The sequence below is a fragment of the Kushneria sp. Sum13 genome, from assembly GCF_052692355.1.
In genome coordinates, this window is record NZ_CP199847.1 from 2,091,192 (window position 1) to 2,108,413 (window position 17,222).

Consider the following 17,222-nt stretch of genomic DNA (forward strand, 5'->3'; position numbering starts at 1 on the left):
CCTCTTCTCGGTAGCCGGCAATCGCGGCACTCATGTTCCTGAGCTTTCAGGCGCTCAACCGTTGAACGCCTTGTCTACCAGCGATCGCTGCTGCTCACTATGTACTGCCATGTATCCAGCCGCCGGCGCCGCTGACTCGGCACGACCAGCAAAGTCGAGCTCACCGCCCAGTCCGGGATTCACCTGATCAGCCACCTTGCGCATGTGATGCTGACTTTGATACCAGGCGCCCTGATTTTTGGGCTCTTCCTGACACCAGACCACACGCTCGAGGTTGGTATAGCTTTCGATGGCAGCCAAAAGTGACTCTTCCGGGAACGGATAGAGCTGTTCGATACGAATAATGGCCGTATCGGAACGCTCATTTTCTGCACGCCATGAGGCAAGATCATAGTAAACCTTGCCGGAGCAGAAGATCACACGCTTGACCTGCTCGGCTTCAAGCTTGCCCTGGTCGGGAATGACCATCTGGAAGCGACCATCAGACAGGTCTTCCAGCGAGGAGGTCGCATCCTTGTGACGCAAAAGACTCTTGGGTGACAGGATGATCAGAGGCTTGCGCAGCCCACGAATGACCTGACGACGCAGCAAATGGAAGATTTGCGCCGGCGTGGTCGGAACACAGACCTGCATGTTCTCTTCAGCACACAGTTGCAGGAAACGCTCCAGACGCGCCGAGGAGTGCTCCGGACCCTGACCTTCATAGCCATGGGGCAACAGCAGAGTCAGGCCGCAGAGGCGACCCCACTTGGTTTCACCCGAGGAAATGAACTGATCGATGACCACCTGAGCGCCGTTGGCAAAATCACCAAACTGCGCTTCCCAGGCAATCAGGGCATTGGGTGTGGTTGTGGCGTAACCGTATTCAAAGGCCATCGCCCCTTCCTCGGACAGGAAGGAATCATAGATCGTGAAGTCCGGCTGATTGGGCTTGAGATGACAAAGCGGCGTCCAGATCGAACCGTCTTTCTGGTTATGCACGACCGCGTGACGGTGAGAGAAGGTGCCACGCCCGGTATCCTGCCCCGTCAGACGCACGGGATGCCCCTGATCAATCAGGGTTGCATAGGCCAGAGTTTCGGCAAACCCCCAGTTAATGCCCAGGCTGCCGGCCACCATCTTGCGACGATCTTCATAGACCTTGGCGACCTGGCGCTGTGTGTCGACATCATCGGGGATGTCACACATCTTGGTCGCCAGCTCCTGCATGCGCTTGAGGTCAAAGGAGGTATCGGATTCACCGGTCCAGCGATGCCCCAGATAAGGTGTCCAGTCAACAAAGAGATTGCTGTTGGGCTCCTGAACCAGCGCATTGGCAACATGATTGCCGTTATCGAGATCTTCTCGATAGCCGTCGATCAGGCCTTTTACCTCGTCCTCATCCAGCACGCCTTCTTCAACCAGACGACGGGCATAGATCGTGCGCGAGCTGTCATGGCTCTTGATCTTTTGATACATGAGCGGCTGAGTACCGGAAGGCTCATCCGCTTCGTTGTGACCACGACGTCGGTAGCAGATGAGGTCGATGACCACATCCTTCTTGAATTGCTGACGATAGTCGATGGCTACCTGCGTGGCATGCAGCACGGCGTCGGGATCATCACCGTTGACATGGAAGATCGGCGACTGAACCATCTTGGCAATATCGGTGCAGTACTCGGTAGAACGGGCATCATCCTGACGGGATGTCGTAAACCCGACCTGGTTGTTGATGACAATGTGGACCGTGCCACCTGTCTTGTAACCACGCAGCTGCGACATCTGGAAGGTTTCCATGACGACGCCCTGACCGGCCACTGCCGCATCACCATGTACCACCAGCGGTAATACCTGATCACCTTCGCTGTCGTCACGACGGTCCTGACGCGCCCGCACCGAGCCTTCAACCACCGGCATGACGATTTCGAGATGTGACGGGTTGAAGGCCAGCGCCAGATGCACTTCGCCACCTGGCGTCATGACATTCGAGCTGAAGCCCTGGTGATATTTCACGTCACCGGAACCATGCTCGATCATCTTCTTGCCATCGAACTCGTCAATGAGCTCACTCGGGCTCTTGCCCAGAATGTTGACCAGAAGATTGAGACGACCGCGGTGTGCCATGCCGATAACGACTTCGCGCACGCCGTAATTGCCAGAGCGCTGAATCAGCTCATCCACCATGGGGATAAAGCTCTCACCGCCTTCCAGACCAAAGCGCTTGGTGCCCGGGTACCGGCTGGCCAGATAGTTTTCCAGACCTTCAGCCGCCGTCAGACGCTCCAGTACGTGCTTGCGCACCTCTGCCGAATAATCGGGTTTGGAGCGCACTGATTCAAACCGCTGCTCGAGCCAGCGCTTTTCTTCAGTGTTGACGATGTGCATGAACTCGCAGCCGATCGAGCGACAATAGGTCTGCTCAAGCGCCTGAATAATTTCCTTCAGCGGCGCGCTGTCCTTGCCAATAAACAGGGAACCGGTCTGAAACTCGGTATCCATGTCGGCATCAGAGAGCTGATGAAAGGAGAGTTCAAGGTCGGGAACGGTGTCTGCAACCCGCAGTCCCAACGGATCAATGCTGGCCTTCTGATGACCTCTGAACCGGTAGGCGTTGATCAACTGAAGAACGCGAACCTGCTTACGGTTGGTTTCTTCGTTTTCAGCGGTACCTGACACCACCGGCGCCAATGAACGACGCTCACGGGCGAGGTGATAGAACTGATCGCGAATCGGGGCAAGGGGAACGTCCCGGGAGGGGCCACCATCATAGCCGGGGAGGCTGTCGAAGTACTGTCGCCACTCATCGGGGACAGACTGAGGATCGGAAAGGTACTGTTCGTAAAGCTCTTCTACGTAATGGGCATTGCTCCCGCTCATGTGCGAGGTACGCCACATCAACTCCATTATGCCTTCTTGCATCGCTCGATCACCCTGGGTCTGGGGTGGGGTCAGTGATCGCAGTCGGTGCGACCACCTTGATGTAAGTCACGAGTCTCGCCGTATCACCATTGACCCGATCTACCGGGCCACTGTCGAAGCTCGGACTCGAAAGACTGCCGCCGCCCCGCGAGGCGACGGCAGGCTGTCAATGATAACAAGCAAGGCCTGTCATATTAAGCAAAAACCGTGCATCAGGCGGTATTGCGCACCAGCATCTCACGGATCTTGCCAATGGCTCGAGTCGGGTTGAGCCCTTTCGGACAAACGTTGACACAGTTCATGATTCCGCGACACCTGAACACACTGAATGGATCATCAAGTTCTGACAAACGTTCCTGCGTATGCGTGTCGCGCGAGTCCGCCAGAAAGCGATAGGCCTGCAGCAGACCGGCAGGACCCACGAACTTGTCCGGATTCCACCAGAACGATGGGCACGACGTCGAGCAACAGGCGCACAAAATGCACTCATACAGACCGTCGAGCTTGTCGCGATCTTCCGGCGATTGCAGACGCTCGATGGACGGCGGGCGCTCGTCATTTTGCAGATAGGGCTGAATGCGCTCGTACTGCTTGTAGAAGAGCGACATGTCGATGATCAGGTCGCGAATGACGGGCAGACCCGGAAGCGGGCGCAGCACCAGCCGGTTATTCTTGACGACTTCCGACAGCGGCGTCACGCATGACAGACCGTTCTTGCCATTCATGTTCATGCCATCGGAGCCGCAGACACCTTCGCGGCAGCTGGCGCGATACACCAGCGAACTGTCCTGTTCCTTGATCATCTGAAGCACGTTGAGCACCATCAGATCGCGGCCCTGCGTATCAATCTGGAAATCCTGCATCCAGGGTGCATCGTCGCTTTCAGGGTTATAGCGGTAAACGGAGACCTGTAATGTCGACATATGGGTCATCCCCTCATCAATAAGTACGAATTTTAGGCTGGAACGTATCGACGGTCTTCGGAGAGAAGTTGACATCACGCTTGCTTAGCGTTTTTTCCGCCGGATGATAGATCGAGTGTTTCAGCCAGTTTTCATCGTCACGATCGGGGTAGTCCTCACGTGAGTGAGCACCACGACTTTCGCGTCGCTCAAGGGCCGCGATGGCGGTCGCCTCGGCAACTTCCATCAGGTTATCCAGCTCGAGTGCCTCGATACGGGCGGTATTGAACATGTCCGACTTGTCAGGCAGCCAGGCATTGGCAATACGCTCGCGCAGCTCTTCGAGCTTTTTCACGCCTTCCTGCATGTTGTCTTCCTTGCGGAAAACACCAAAGTTGTTCTGCATGATGGTCTGCAGGTCCCGCTTGAGTTCGGGAACGGTTTCCCCGTTACCCGACTCGTTCCAGCGGTTCAGACGTGCCATGGCGCCATCGATGTCCGACTGCGAGGCTTCCATGTATTCGATACCCTGATTCAGGGTCTCTTCAATATGCATGCCGGCAGCGCGACCAAAGACCACCAGATCCAGCAGTGAGTTACCGCCCAGGCGGTTACTGCCGTGAACCGACACACAGGCCACTTCACCACATGCAAACAGACCATTGATGACCTGGTCGTTGCCATCGGCGTCAACCGTCAGTGCCTGGCCGTGCACATTGGTAGGAATACCGCCCATCATGTAGTGACAGGTCGGCACGACCGGAATCGGCTCCTTGACCGGATCCACATGCGCAAAGGTACGAGAAAGCTCCACGATGCCAGGCAGACGCTTCATGAGAACATCTTCGCCCAGATGATCCAGCTTGAGCATGACGTGATCGCCATGTTCACCGCAGCCACGGCCTTCCAGCACCTCAAGGACCATCGAGCGGGCAACAACGTCACGGCCAGCCAGATCCTTGGCGTTGGGCGCATAGCGCTCCATGAAACGCTCGCCATCCTTGTTGATCAGATAGCCGCCTTCACCACGACAGCCTTCTGTGACCAGCGTCCCGGCGCCATAGATGCCGGTCGGATGGAACTGCCACATCTCGATGTCCTGCACCGGAAAGCCTGCGCGCAACGCCATGCCAATGCCATCACCTGTATTAATCAGGGCATTGGTTGTGGAGGCATAGATACGGCCGGCACCGCCTGTGGCCAGTACGGTGGCCTTGGCCTTGATCATGACCGTCTCGCCGGTTTCCATGCAGATGGCAATGACGCCGACCACATCGTTATTGGCGTTACGCACCAGATCAACGGCATACCACTCGTTGAGAAAGACCGTATTATTTTTCAGGTTGTTCTGATAAAGGGTATGCAACAGCGCATGCCCTGTACGGTCAGCGGCTGCACAGGTTCTGGCCGCCTGACCGCCCTTGCCGTAGTCCTTGGACTGACCACCGAACGGACGCTGATAGATGCGTCCATTGTCAAAACGCGAAAACGGCAGGCCCATGTGCTCAAGCTCGAAGACAGCCTTGGGCCCTTCGTTACACATGTATTCGATCGCGTCCTGATCACCGATATAATCGGAACCCTTGACGGTGTCATACATGTGCCAGCGCCAGTCGTCATTCGGGTCGGCACTGCCGATGGCACAGGTGATACCGCCCTGAGCGGAAACGGTGTGGGAGCGCGTGGGAAAGACCTTCGACAGCACCGCTGTCTGTTTGCCGGACTGCGCCAGCTGCAGCGCAGCGCGCAGACCAGCACCACCACCACCGATGATGATGGCGTCAAAGGTCAGGGTACGTAACTGTGTCATGTCAAACTCCCCAGATAACCTGCACACCCCAGACCACAAACACGAACAGGGCCAGGATGACGAATAGCAGCGCGCCAAAGCGAATGGCGGCGGGCTTGATGTAGTCGGTGGCCACGATCCAGAGACCAACCCAGGCGTGGGCTGCCACGGAAAGCAGCGCCAGCAGCGTGAACACTTTCATCCAGATGTGGCTGAAAAGCCCTGACCAGGCGGCATAATCCAGATCGGGGTTAAACAGCAAATACGCCACCATAAAGATGGTATAAAGGCCCAGGATCACGGCCGAAGCACGCTGGATCATCCAGTCGGCTACCCCATTGCGCCCCGGATTCAAAATATTGATTACCATACCCAGACTCCTGCCATAACAACCAGTAATGCACTGATGATGATGGTCAGCTGTGCTCCGCGCTGACCGCCCTCCAGTGTTTCGCCATGTCCCATGTCCATGATGAGGTGACGCACGCCTGCCACGAAGTGAAAGCCCAGAGCAGACAAAAGCCCCCACAGAACCAGCCTGGCGAAAAAGCCGTGGGCCATCGCCTCACGAACAGTGTCGAACCCGGCAGGCGATGACAGGGAAACCTGAAAGGCCCACATCAGAAAGATCAGACCGATAAACAGCATGATGCCTGACACTCTGTGCGAGATGGATACAAGAGCAGGCAAGGGAAACTGGATACTTGAAAGGTCCAGATTCACCGGACGCTTGGCAGTCGACAAGGGTCGTTGACTCTTCACGGCGCTTTTCTCTCCCGGCCCGCATGAATAGACCACGGGCAGTTTTTGGTAGGATTCGATTATCATCAGGTCAGGTCGCCTGGACAGGCGATGAATCGCCCGTCGCGCGGCCATTGATTATATGTCCCCGACGTTCGGATGACAAATTGACGCACATTTTTGTAAACGTTTGGAAAGTTCAAAAAACGAGGGAAAACAGGCTACAGTCATGGCCTATAGACATTAAAAAAAGCTTTTTGTTACGCGCTGATGAAATGAATGCATTGCGCCCGGGCCCGGGCATGCATGGAATTGACAAACTGTCGCACCCGCTCAATAGTGGGCCCCAACGATTTGGCGGACATACCTGATATAACAGTATTTTATATAATTCGAGGAGGCCTCATGGCTGACAGAAAGGCACAACTGACAATCGACGGCCTGGATACTCCCGTCGAGCTGCCTATCTATTCGGGCACCACTGGCCCCGATGTGATTGATGTCCGCGGCCTGATAGATCACGGTTATTTCACCTATGATCCCGGCTTTGTTTCTACCGCATCATGTGAATCCGAAATCACCTACATCGATGGCGCCAATAGCGTTTTGCTGCACCGCGGCTACCCCATCGAGCAGCTCGCCACCCACTCCAATCACACGGAAATGAGCTATCTGCTGCTCAACGGCGAGATTCCCGACAAGGATGCCTACGAGGCATTCAAGGAAAGTGTCTCGCGCCACACCATGGTGCACGAGCAGATTGTCAATTTCTTCAAGGGTTTTCGCCGCGACGCTCACCCGATGGCCGTGCTGTGCGGCGTCGCAGGCGCCCTGTCGGCCTTTTATCACGACAACCTGGACATCACTCAGGAACATGACCGTCAGGTCTCTGCCATACGCTTGATTGCCAAGATGCCGACGCTTGCGGCCATGTGCTACAAGTACAACATCGGACAGCCCTTCGTCTACCCGCGCAACGATCTCGATTACGCTGAAAACTTCCTCTACATGATGTTCAGCAATCCGTGTGAGCCTTACGAGATCAACCCGGTGGCCGCCAAGGCGATGGACCGAATCTTCATGCTCCATGCCGACCATGAGCAGAATGCCTCGACCTCAACGGTACGACTGGCAGGCTCTACGGGCGCCAATCCGTTTGCCTGTATCAGTGCCGGTATCGCTGCACTCTGGGGACCGGCCCACGGCGGCGCCAATGAGGCAGTCCTCAACATGCTTGCCGAAATCGGCGACGACTCCGAGGAAAATATTCAGCGCTTTGTCGATCGCGCCAAGGACAAGCAGGATGCCTTCCGCCTCATGGGCTTTGGCCACCGCGTGTACCGAAACTTCGACCCGCGCGCCAAGGTCATGAAGGAAACCTGTGACGAAGTACTCGAAGAGCTTGGCATGGGCGATGACCCACAGCTCAAGATCGCCAAGCGGCTTGAACAGATCGCACTCGAGGATGACTACTTCATCGAGCGCAAGCTGTATCCCAACGTCGACTTCTACTCCGGCATCATCCTGCGCGCTCTGGGCATTCCGAAGAACATGTTTACGGTCATTTTTGCGGTGGCACGTACTACAGGCTGGATTTCTCACTGGAACGAGATGATTACCAACGGCAGTCGCATTGGACGCCCAAGGCAGCTTTACAAGGGATATACACAAAGGGACTATCCCGAGCAGTCATAAGCAATGGCACAAACCTCGAAAAGGCCGTCAACAACGGCCTTTTTTGTATCCATAGAACTCCCTTACGACACTCCTGCCCTACTCTCCATTATGCTTTTTATTGCTTGACAATGGATGGCATCTCTCCATCTCGAGACAGGATTTTTATTGTCCACACAATCTGTGGATAAGCCTGTTTATAACGTATGAAGAAGGTCTCAAAATCGCCATATTCAGGGCGCTTCAGACAGATTGGGTATTTTTTGATCAGCTTCAAGTAACTGAATATAAAGAGTTTTTTATAAAAACAATGAGATAGCCACCGCATTTGAACCTGTCTTGAAGACAGATTGGCGAAAGCCTGAATCGGTGGACAATTAGAGAGGGTGTCAAGACCCTGACGCAGAAAATTCTGGACGCTTCGGGAGGTGATCAAGCGCAATGCTTGCGCGGTGCAATGACTGAAATGGATCAGGGAGGAAGTGGCGTCCCATAGGGGGTTCGAACCCCTGTTACCGCCGTGAAAGGGCGGTGTCCTGGACCACTAGACGAATGGGACGCAAAAGGTGGTGGAGCCTAGCGGGATCGAACCGCTGACCTCGACACTGCCAGTGTCGCGCTCTCCCAGCTGAGCTAAGGCCCCACTGCCCCGACCTGTGCAGGTTGACTGCGGTCAGGAACGGGGCGCATCTTACTGATTGTACTGGAAAGCGTCAAGCCCCTTATGCATCAGTGGCAGGCAAGTCCCGATATTCCTTTTCCAGCGATTTGGTCTGTTTTTTGGAAACGCCACCGAGAATGGCAATGGCATGACGAAGCCGCGCTCGGGTCATGTCCGAGCCCAGAATCACCATGGCGTCCATGACCGAGGTCGAGGTCTGGCTGCCAGTGACCGCAATGAATACCGGAGCCAAAAATGCCTTCATCTTGAGCTCGAGATACCCTGACAGCAGCTTGACCTCTGAAAGAAGCGCTTCCTTGTCCCAGCTGGGCACGCCTTCCAGTCGCCAGACCAGAAACTGCAGGAGTCGAACTGTCTGCTCGCGCGCCATGCCGGTATCATCAAACTGAACAGCCTGCAGGTTCGGCAGCCCTGCAAAGAAATGGCCGGCCAGCGGCATGACTTCGGAAAGCGTCTGCACGCGAGGCCTGACCTGGGGCAGAATCTGGCTGACGTACTCTTCGTTAAAGGCCCACTGCATCAGTTTGCGCATCAGGGCTTCATCGTCGAGGTCTTCACGGATATAGACCCCGTTGAGCCAGGTCAGCTTCTCGAGATCAAACACCGGCCCGCCCAGCGAGATGCGATGAATGTCAAAGCTTGTCATCATCTCATCGAGGGTGAATTTTTCGCGTTCATCGGGCATCGACCAGCCCATGCGCCCCAGATAGTTGGTCACGGCCTGAGGCAGATAGCCCATGCGCTTGTAGTAGTTGATCGACGTCGGGTTCTTGCGCTTGGAAAGCTTGGACTTGTCCGGATTACGCAGCAGCGGCAGGTGGCACAGTACCGGCATTTCCCAGCCAAAATACTCATAAAGCAGGATGTGCTTGGGCGCAGAATTGATCCACTCCTCACCACGCAGCACATGGGTAATACCCATCAGATGGTCATCGACCACGTTGGCCAGGTGATAGGTCGGCATGCCATCCGACTTCATCAGGATCTGGGCATCTACCTGGGCCCACTCCACCTCGATCTCACCGCGCAACAGATCGTTGAAGCGGCAGCTGCCCTCTCCGGGCACCTTCATGCGCACGACATGCGGCCAGCCTTCCTGCTCACGCCTGGCGTGCTCGGCCTCATCAAGGTAAAGGTCTTCGGGCTTGAGCGCGACAAACAGCCCCTGTGCCTTGCGTGCCTCACGCATCTCATCAAGCTCTTCACTGGTGCGATAGCACTTGAAGGCATGACCACTGTCCAGAAGCCTTTGAGCATGCAGGGCGTAAATGTCACCGCGCTCGCTCTGACGATAGGGGCCGTGCGGCCCACCCACGTCAGGCCCCTCGGACCACTCAATACCCAGCCAGCGCAGCGAATCCAGAATCATCTGCTCGGATTCGGACGTGGACCGCACCCGGTCGGTATCCTCGATACGAAGGATGAATTCGCCGCCGTGCTGTTTTGCAAAGCAAAGATTGAAAAGCGCCACATAGGCAGTACCGACATGGGGGTCCCCGGTCGGCGAAGGGGCAATACGCGTGCGTACAGTCATGAAAACGGCCATTGGCTGGAAAACGTGCCACTATTATACGCCAACTGAGCCCCGCACTTAAGGTGGCACATGGCGCTGTTCGGGCACGGCTGCGACGAAGTACCGCTGTGCGTGTCGGCGCATTTTTGTTGATATTGTATGCCCGCTCTCGATGGAGCCGTCATGGCCTCGAATGAAACACCGCGCCAGTGGCTACAGCGCACTGCCAGTCGAGGCGCTCGCTGGAGCCGACTTTCAGTTCTTGCAGGCACTCTTTCAACGCTGGTTTTGCTGGTACAGGCATGGTGCATTGCCACCATTGCCCAGCGCATGGTGATCGACAACACCGACTTTTCCGCACTTGTCACGCCACTGCTGTTGCTGCCGCCGGCATTTATCGCTCGAGGACTATTGGTGCGAGCCCGCACCATCTGTGGCGCCCGCGGCGGTATCGAAATACGTCAGTCAGTACGTCGAGAGCTGCTTGAGCGTATCGCCGTTCTTGGCCCCCTGTGGGCGCGACGCCAACACAGCGCCACGCTGAGCAACCGCATCTGGGATCAGGTTGATGCCCTGCAGGGCTTTTACGCCGACTACCGCCCCCAGATGCTGCTGTGCGGAATTATCCCGATCATTATTTTAATCGCTGTTGCCCCCCTGAGCTGGGCGGCCGCCCTGATTCTGATCGCCACCGGCCCGTTGATTCCCATCAACATGGCCATGGTAGGGATCGGCGCCAAAAAGCGTCAGGAGGATCAGTTTCTGGAGATGGGCCGCATGAGCCGGCACTTTCTGGATACGCTACAGGGGCTTTCCACGCTCAAGCTTTTCGGGGTCAGCAAGCGTCAGGCCGATGAAGTCCATACCACCTCCGAGAGCTTCCGACGTCGCACCATGCGCGTTCTGCGCCTGGCCTTTTTGTCCTCGGCCGTGCTGGAGTTTTTTGCCTCGGTCTCCATTGCCCTTCTGGCGCTCTATCTGGGCTTTGTCTATCTGGGCCAGTTTCATTTCGGCATGTATGACCACGGCATCAATCTGTTCATGGGCCTGTTTATTCTGATTCTGGCCCCCGAGTTCTATCAGCCCCTGCGCGACCTGGGCGTTCACTATCACGCCAAAGCCGAAGCCGAAGCCGCCGCCGAAGATCTGATGCCCATCCTCAACCGGCGCGTGTTCGAGCGCGATACCGATCTGCCTGCATGGGAGCCGAAAGGCAGCATTGCCCTGTCGCTTGAAGGGCTGACAGCGCGCTATGCCGGACGCTCCTCTGCAGCGCTTGATGACGTCTCCATCGAGATTCGTGCTCAGGAAATACTGGCCGTTATCGGGCCAAGCGGTGCGGGGAAATCGACGCTGCTCAACGTGCTGATGGGGTTTATGCATCCCGAAGCCGGCTCGCTGAGCGTTTTGGAGAGTGACCAGCCGCCGCGCGCGCTGATCGATATCCGCGCCGATGACTGGCAGCAACAGATCGCCTGGGTCGGCCAGACGGCAGTGATTGTCTCCGGAACGCTGGCCGAGAACCTGCGACTGGCCAACGCCGAGGCCAGTGGTCAGGACCTGCTTGACGCGCTTGAACAGGCCGCGCTCCAGCACTGGCTGGCCGGCCTGCCCGATGGGCTTGACACAAGACTGGGAGAAGGCGGGCGAGCCGTCTCCGGTGGTCAGGCACGACGTATCGCCCTGGCACGCGCCTTTCTGCGCGATGCGCGCCTGGTGCTGCTTGATGAGCCGACCGCCAGCCTTGACCAGGCCAGTGAGCGGCTCGTCATGGAAGCACTGGCACGCCTTTGCAAGGGGCGCACGGTGGTCCTGCTGACGCACCGCATGGAGCTTCTGGCACTGGCGGATCGGGTCCTGATGCTGGATCAGGGGCGCGTTCAGGCGCTGGAGACACTGGATAACCTGCGCGCGCCGGGCGGACCGTTGGCACGCTCGGTATCAGCCCACCCTTCGGAGACGCGCGATGTTTAGACAGCTGTTGCCCTATGTGCGCCTCATGACGCCCTGGACCTGGCTGCTGGGCATGGGCATTGCCCTGCAGCTGATGGCGCTGGCCTCCAGCATCGGTTTGATGGCGCTTTCCGGCTGGTTTTTATCCGCCTCGGCACTGGCAGGATTGAGCATTGCCACGGCACATACCTTCAACTATCTGCTGCCATCAGCCGGCGTACGCTTTTTTGCCCTGTCACGTACCGGTGCCCGCTATGGCGAGCGACTCGTCACCCATGATGCGACCTTTCGTTTACTGTCGCGACTGCGCAAGCATGTCTATGAAAGCCTTGAGCCGCTCTCACCCGCCCAACTGCAGCGCCACGGGGAAAGCGAGCTCATGACGCGTCTAACCGCCGACGTGGATGCCCTCGACGGTCTTTACCTGCGGGTACTGGCGCCCTCCATTGTGGCGCTTCTAGGCATTGTGATCTGTGGCGTGGTCATCGGCGTCTTTGCGCCAGCCATTGGGCTTTTTGCCGCACTGGCCCTGCTGCTGTCGGGCCTTTTGGGGCCATGGCTTGCCTGGCGCGCCGGTCAGGCCCATTCCGATGCCTGGCATCAGGACAACACCCGGCTGAGGGCACGCCTGCTGGAGCGTTTGAATGGCCTTTCGGAACTGATGATTTATAACCGCTGGCATGGCGAGGTCGACAGTCTCATCGAAAAACAGCAGACCCGGGATGCCCATGAATACCAGCTTGCCCGCCAGTGGGGCAGCTCGCAGCTGTTGTCCCAGACGCTGCTGGGTCTGACGCTGACCGGGGTACTGGGCATGGCCGGCTGGGCGGTCACCCGGCACGAGCTGGATGCCACCCTGGTGGCCCTCATGGGCCTTGCCATCATGGGCGCTTTCGAGGCCATCGCCCTGCTTCCACAGGCCTGGCAAAACCTGGGTCGCATTCAGCGTGCCGCAACGCGTCTTGATGATGTCCGCCAGCGCGTATCGGAAACCGATTTTCCGGCAGAGAGCGAGCAGTGCCTGCCGGAAGGTCATCATCTGTCCATCGATCAGCTCAGCGTGCGCCTTGATGCAAGTATCGCCGCCCTCTCCTCGGTCAGTCTGGAGGTCGAAGAAGGCGAGCACCTGCTGATTCTCGGGCCTTCCGGAAGTGGCAAGACAACCCTTTTCAACAGCCTGGTGCGATTCGTTTCTCCCAGTGAAGGCACCATTATGCTGGGAGACGCGCCCCTGAATCAGCTGAGCGAGGCGACGCTGCGCGCTCAATTTGCCGTGGCCCAGCAGGAGACGCATCTTTTTACGGCCAGCTACCGCGATAATCTGACCATGGGCCAGCCCATCGATGATGAGACCATCATGGCAGTGCTCGATACTCTGGCGTTGCGCGACTGGCTGGAACAACAACCTGACGGGCTATCGGGCTTTCCAGATGAGCGCGGCAGCTCGCTGTCCGGCGGACAGCTCAGACGCTTTGGCATTGCTCGCGCCCTGCTTCGCAAGGCCCCCATCGTCCTGCTGGATGAGCCTACCGAAGGGCTTGATGAAGCCACCGAGCAGCAGGTATGGCATGCGATTCGCAACCATTGCCAGGGACGTACACTGATCGTGATCACGCATCGTCTGACCCAGCTTGAGGATTTTGATCGGATCGCCATGCTCGATGAAGGACATCTGGTCGAATACGACACCCCCCACCGCCTTCTGGCAGATCCCGATAGCCGGCTGGCCGTCCTGTGTCAGCGCATTGATCCCGAGCTTGCCGGTCTCATGCGCCCCGCCTGATATCTCTGAACCCGCTACGCTTGTGAGAAAGCTTCATCATCTGATGATCATTTCTCATTGATCAAGTGAGCCACGATATGCCTGACCATCTTCCTGATCAGTACACCGCCGTCATCACCGGCGGCGGTGGCATTGGCCGCGCCCTGCTGGCAAGGCTTTGCCGTGACCCGCGTGCCGGCCGGCTGATTGCCGTCACCCGCCATCGTGCACGCCTGGAGCAGGATACGCAGCTCGAGATCGAACGCCTCGAGATCGTTGAGGCGGACGTTACCACCGAGCCGGGGCTTCAAACGCTCAGCGATTACCTCGACCAGACACCGATCCACCTGCTGCTCAATACCATTGGTGTCCTGCACGATGGGCAAAATGATCAGTCCGTGGCCATTGCGCCTGAAAAAAGGATTGAAAGACTCTCCTTTGAAGCTCTGCATCACGCTTTTCACGTCAATGCAGCGTCAGCCGCCATGCTGATCAGCACGTTGATTGATCGCATGACACGTCATCCGGCCATTATGGCCACGCTATCGGCACGGGTAGGGTCAATTGGAGATAATGAACTGGGGGGCTGGTACGCCTATCGCGCCAGCAAGGCAGCGCTCAACATGCTGATGAAAACGGCATCGGTCGAGTTTAAACGGCGTAATCCGCAGGCCATTGTGCTCTGCCTGCACCCGGGTACGACAGATACCGAACTGTCACGCCCCTTTCAGACCAGAGTGCCGCAGGAGAAGCTGTTCACCCCGGAATTTGTCGCCGAGCAGCTGCTGGAGGTGATCAATCGACGCACCCCGGAAGACAGTGGTGCGTTTTACGACTGGAACGATACGCCCATTGAGTGGTAGGCAGGCACACGTTGGCCGCCTTCTTCTCTCGAAGGCGGCCAGCGCAGGTCCTGTCCCGCCTTGTCCCCGAAATGCCTGCTCAGGGAATCAGAATGGTCGAACCGGAGGTGCGGCGTGAGGCCAGGTTTTGCTGCGCCTCGCCTGCCTCATCAAGGCGGAAGCGACAGCCAATATTGACGTGCACGCTGTCATTGGCAATGACCTGGAAAAGCTCCTGACTCATCGCTTCCAGTCGTTCACGGGTATCGGCGTAGCCGGCAAGACTGGGGCGCGTCACAAATAGCGACCCCTTCTTGTTCAGCGTGGCCAGGTTAACCCCTTCTACCGGGCCGGAGGCATTTCCAAAGCTCACCATCAGACCGCGCGGCGCCAGGCAGTCCAGTGAGGTTTCCCAGGTGTCCCGGCCCACCGAATCATAAACCACCGGGCACATTTCCCCGTCGGTCAGCTCACGCACGCGCTCTACCACGTTCTCTTCGCTGTAGTTGATGGTCGCCCAGGCGCCGTTTTTGCGGGCAAACTCTGCCTTTTCCGGCGTGGATACGGTGCCGATCAGACGTGCGCCCAGACTTCTCGCCCACTGACAGGCGATCAGCCCCACACCACCGGCGGCGGCGTGAAAGAGAAAGGTATCGCCGCTTTTGATCGGATAGACCTGGCGCAGCAGATACTGCACCGTCAGTCCTTTAAGCATGGCCGCCGCCGCCTGATCAAAACCGATGCTGTCCGGCAGCATCACGACCTTGTCGGCCGGCAGGGTGTGATGGGTGGCATAGGCGCCCAGCGGTCCCGTGGCGTAGGCCACGCGGTCGCCTTCCCTGAACTCCTTTACCTCCTCCCCCACGGCCTCGATAACGCCGGCCCCTTCGGTACCCAGACCAGAGGGCAGCTCACTGACCGGATAAAGGCCGGTACGTACATAAATATCGATAAAATTGAGGCCAATGGCCCAGTTGGTAACACGAACGTCTCGCGGCCCGAGCGCTTCAGGCTCGAACTCCTGCATTCTGAGCACTTCCGGCCCGCCGGTTTCTGCAAATTCAATGCGTTTTGCCATGAACCATTGCCTCAATCGAAGGTATGTATAAAGCGTCGTCAATATCCGTCAGGCAGGCGAGCTGATGCCAGAGAGCATTCACGATTTATCACTGCATTCCCTTATATCATTAGCTTATCATTAGCCCAACCCCAAGCCTGCCAGACCGACAAGGGCTGCCAGTGGGAGAGATATTGATTCGCTTATTCCAGAGGCCGTGATGTTAAAGGGGTTCATGTGGCTGATGATCTTTCTGGTCATCGGTAATCTTTTACAGACCATGTTTTCGCTACCCGTGGTCGGGAGCGTACTGGGCATGCTGATACTTTTTATGGTGCTGATTGCACGCCAGCGCTCCTCCCGCTCGATGGCCGTCGCCGCCAGCCATCTTATTCATTATTTCACCCTTCTGATTCTGCCCAGCGCGGCAGGGCTGTTCTTTCTGGGCACCACCCTGACCGATAACTGGCTCAAGCTCCTGATTGCCATCGTGCTGGGCACACTGATCAGCAGCGTGGTCACGCTTTTGACCATGCAGGCCATGGTGCGCTGGCAACAGCGCCGGGACGATGCAGCAGGCACTTCATGAATCTCCAGGCACTGGCCCATGAGATGATGGCGACGCCGGCCCTGGCCGTGGTCATTACCCTGGCCGCCTATATGCTGGCCCTGTCGCTGCACCAATGGATGCGCTACCCCAGCTGGGCACCCCCCATGCTGACCGGCAGCCTGATGCTGGCGTTTTTCATTGTGATCCTGCCGATCAATTACGATACCTATTATCTCGATGCCCACTGGCTGACGCTGTTGCTGGGGCCGGCGACGGTTGGACTGGCGATTCCCCTTTATGAGCAGTTTCAACACATCAAGCGGCTGCTGATTCCCGTCACGGTGAGTCTTGTCATCGGGTCGATCACTGCCTGCGCCGCGACCCTTACCATTGCCTGGGCGCTGGGGCTTTCGCCTGCCATTCTGGCCTCACTGGCGCCCAAATCGATCACAACCCCCATCGCCATCGGCGTCTCGGAAGGGCTGGGAGGTTATCCCGGCCTGACAGCAGGCATTGTGACCGTGACCGGAATTCTGGCCGCCTCTACCATTCCGCCGCTGGCGGCCATCCTGCGCTGTCAGGACCCCCGCGTCATCGGCCTGGCGCTCGGACTCAACGGGCATGGCCTGGGCACCGCACGCGGGTTTGGCATCGATCCCCAGACCGGGGCCTTTGCCAGCCTTGCCATGGGACTTAACGGGGCCCTTAGCGCCATCGTCCTTCCGCTTCTGGCCGGCTGGCTGAATCGATGACAATGCATCAGGTTTAACTGATGTCTTTTTTTGAAAAAGACTTCCACCTTTTTCACTTTTACGAATAAACCGGCTAACACTAAAAAATTAAATCAACCGATCGCCCT

Annotated in this window: 13 protein-coding genes and 2 tRNA genes; 6 read left to right on the top strand and 9 right to left on the bottom strand. The window is 57.4% G+C overall.

The annotated features are described in order from the left end of the window. Nucleotides 1-54 precede the first annotated feature (54 nt). The 5 genes from ACUN8C_RS09835 to sdhC form a co-directional block, all read right to left on the bottom strand. Nucleotides 55-2,898 carry a 2-oxoglutarate dehydrogenase E1 component gene (locus ACUN8C_RS09835; RefSeq protein WP_445619052.1) on the bottom strand — a complete coding sequence of 948 codons (2,844 nt, stop codon included), beginning with the start codon at nt 2,896-2,898 and terminating at the stop codon, nt 55-57. 212 nt (nt 2,899-3,110) lie between these two features. Then, complete coding sequence (locus ACUN8C_RS09840) at nt 3,111-3,821, bottom strand: succinate dehydrogenase iron-sulfur subunit (RefSeq protein WP_445619053.1); 711 nt, start codon at nt 3,819-3,821, stop codon at nt 3,111-3,113. 16 nt (nt 3,822-3,837) lie between these two features. After that, a complete protein-coding gene (sdhA, locus tag ACUN8C_RS09845) occupies nt 3,838-5,610 on the bottom strand; it encodes a succinate dehydrogenase flavoprotein subunit (RefSeq protein ID WP_445619054.1) in 1,773 nt (590 codons plus the stop codon). 1 nt (nt 5,611) lies between these two features. After that, the gene (gene sdhD / locus ACUN8C_RS09850) at nt 5,612-5,959 is read right to left on the bottom strand and encodes a succinate dehydrogenase, hydrophobic membrane anchor protein (protein ID WP_299258408.1); all 348 of its coding nucleotides are present in this window, start codon (nt 5,957-5,959) and stop codon (nt 5,612-5,614) included. Beyond that, nucleotides 5,953-6,465, bottom strand: a complete 513-nt coding sequence (gene sdhC / locus ACUN8C_RS09855; RefSeq protein ID WP_445619055.1) for a succinate dehydrogenase, cytochrome b556 subunit — start codon at nt 6,463-6,465, stop codon at nt 5,953-5,955. Before sdhC ends, sdhD begins: the two co-directional genes overlap by 7 nt. 270 nt (nt 6,466-6,735) lie before the next feature. Here sdhC and ACUN8C_RS09860 point away from each other — a divergent pair, with 270 nt between their 5' ends. Continuing rightward, a complete protein-coding gene (locus tag ACUN8C_RS09860; protein WP_445619056.1) occupies nt 6,736-8,025 on the top strand; it encodes a citrate synthase in 1,290 nt (429 codons plus the stop codon). Nucleotides 8,026-8,487: 462 nt separating this feature from the next. Here the strand turns inward: ACUN8C_RS09860 and ACUN8C_RS09865 are convergent. The 3 genes from ACUN8C_RS09865 to gltX form a co-directional block, all read right to left on the bottom strand. Next, nucleotides 8,488-8,563 (bottom strand) — tRNA-Glu (locus ACUN8C_RS09865). A gap of 8 nt (nt 8,564-8,571) precedes the next feature. After that, nucleotides 8,572-8,647: transfer RNA gene (locus tag ACUN8C_RS09870), tRNA-Ala, on the bottom strand. Between the two features lie 79 nt (nt 8,648-8,726). Continuing rightward, complete coding sequence (gene gltX / locus ACUN8C_RS09875) at nt 8,727-10,220, bottom strand: glutamate--tRNA ligase (protein ID WP_445619057.1); 1,494 nt, start codon at nt 10,218-10,220, stop codon at nt 8,727-8,729. 162 nt (nt 10,221-10,382) lie between these two features. On the opposite strand from gltX, the gene cydD reads away from it, so the two are divergent. From cydD to ACUN8C_RS09890, 3 genes are all read left to right on the top strand, one after another. After that, nucleotides 10,383-12,173 (top strand): thiol reductant ABC exporter subunit CydD, encoded by a 1,791-nt coding sequence (cydD, locus tag ACUN8C_RS09880; protein WP_445619058.1) that lies wholly within the window; start codon nt 10,383-10,385, stop codon nt 12,171-12,173. After that, the gene (gene cydC, locus ACUN8C_RS09885) at nt 12,166-13,935 is read left to right on the top strand and encodes a thiol reductant ABC exporter subunit CydC (RefSeq protein ID WP_445619059.1); all 1,770 of its coding nucleotides are present in this window, start codon (nt 12,166-12,168) and stop codon (nt 13,933-13,935) included. The genes cydD and cydC overlap by 8 nt, the downstream gene beginning before the upstream one ends. Before the next feature lie 77 nt (nt 13,936-14,012). Next, complete coding sequence (locus ACUN8C_RS09890) at nt 14,013-14,777, top strand: SDR family NAD(P)-dependent oxidoreductase (RefSeq protein WP_445619060.1); 765 nt, start codon at nt 14,013-14,015, stop codon at nt 14,775-14,777. 79 nt (nt 14,778-14,856) lie between these two features. Here the strand turns inward: ACUN8C_RS09890 and ACUN8C_RS09895 are convergent, their stop codons facing one another. Further along, nucleotides 14,857-15,834 (bottom strand): NADPH:quinone reductase, encoded by a 978-nt coding sequence (locus tag ACUN8C_RS09895; RefSeq protein WP_445619061.1) that lies wholly within the window; start codon nt 15,832-15,834, stop codon nt 14,857-14,859. Nucleotides 15,835-16,048: 214 nt separating this feature from the next. On the opposite strand from ACUN8C_RS09895, the gene ACUN8C_RS09900 reads away from it, so the two are divergent. Together ACUN8C_RS09900 and ACUN8C_RS09905 are read left to right on the top strand one after the other, a co-directional pair. After that, nucleotides 16,049-16,402 carry a CidA/LrgA family protein gene (locus ACUN8C_RS09900; protein ID WP_165814189.1) on the top strand — a complete coding sequence of 118 codons (354 nt, stop codon included), beginning with the start codon at nt 16,049-16,051 and terminating at the stop codon, nt 16,400-16,402. Next, nucleotides 16,399-17,115 carry an LrgB family protein gene (locus ACUN8C_RS09905; RefSeq protein WP_445619062.1) on the top strand — a complete coding sequence of 239 codons (717 nt, stop codon included), beginning with the start codon at nt 16,399-16,401 and terminating at the stop codon, nt 17,113-17,115. The genes ACUN8C_RS09900 and ACUN8C_RS09905 overlap by 4 nt, the downstream gene beginning before the upstream one ends. Nucleotides 17,116-17,222: the final 107 nt, after the last annotated feature.

Coding starts and splice junctions, on each gene's coding strand:
- ACUN8C_RS09835 (WP_445619052.1), bottom strand. CDS start 2,898: ATGCAAGAAGGCATAATGGAGTTGATGTGGCGTACCTCGCACATGAGC.
- ACUN8C_RS09840 (WP_445619053.1), bottom strand. CDS start 3,821: ATGTCGACATTACAGGTCTCCGTTTACCGCTATAACCCTGAAAGCGAC.
- sdhA (WP_445619054.1), bottom strand. CDS start 5,610: ATGACACAGTTACGTACCCTGACCTTTGACGCCATCATCATCGGTGGT.
- sdhD (WP_299258408.1), bottom strand. CDS start 5,959: ATGGTAATCAATATTTTGAATCCGGGGCGCAATGGGGTAGCCGACTGG.
- sdhC (WP_445619055.1), bottom strand. CDS start 6,465: ATGGCCGCGCGACGGGCGATTCATCGCCTGTCCAGGCGACCTGACCTG.
- ACUN8C_RS09860 (WP_445619056.1), top strand. CDS start 6,736: ATGGCTGACAGAAAGGCACAACTGACAATCGACGGCCTGGATACTCCC.
- gltX (WP_445619057.1), bottom strand. CDS start 10,220: ATGACTGTACGCACGCGTATTGCCCCTTCGCCGACCGGGGACCCCCAT.
- cydD (WP_445619058.1), top strand. CDS start 10,383: ATGGCCTCGAATGAAACACCGCGCCAGTGGCTACAGCGCACTGCCAGT.
- cydC (WP_445619059.1), top strand. CDS start 12,166: ATGTTTAGACAGCTGTTGCCCTATGTGCGCCTCATGACGCCCTGGACC.
- ACUN8C_RS09890 (WP_445619060.1), top strand. CDS start 14,013: ATGCCTGACCATCTTCCTGATCAGTACACCGCCGTCATCACCGGCGGC.
- ACUN8C_RS09895 (WP_445619061.1), bottom strand. CDS start 15,834: ATGGCAAAACGCATTGAATTTGCAGAAACCGGCGGGCCGGAAGTGCTC.
- ACUN8C_RS09900 (WP_165814189.1), top strand. CDS start 16,049: ATGTGGCTGATGATCTTTCTGGTCATCGGTAATCTTTTACAGACCATG.
- ACUN8C_RS09905 (WP_445619062.1), top strand. CDS start 16,399: ATGAATCTCCAGGCACTGGCCCATGAGATGATGGCGACGCCGGCCCTG.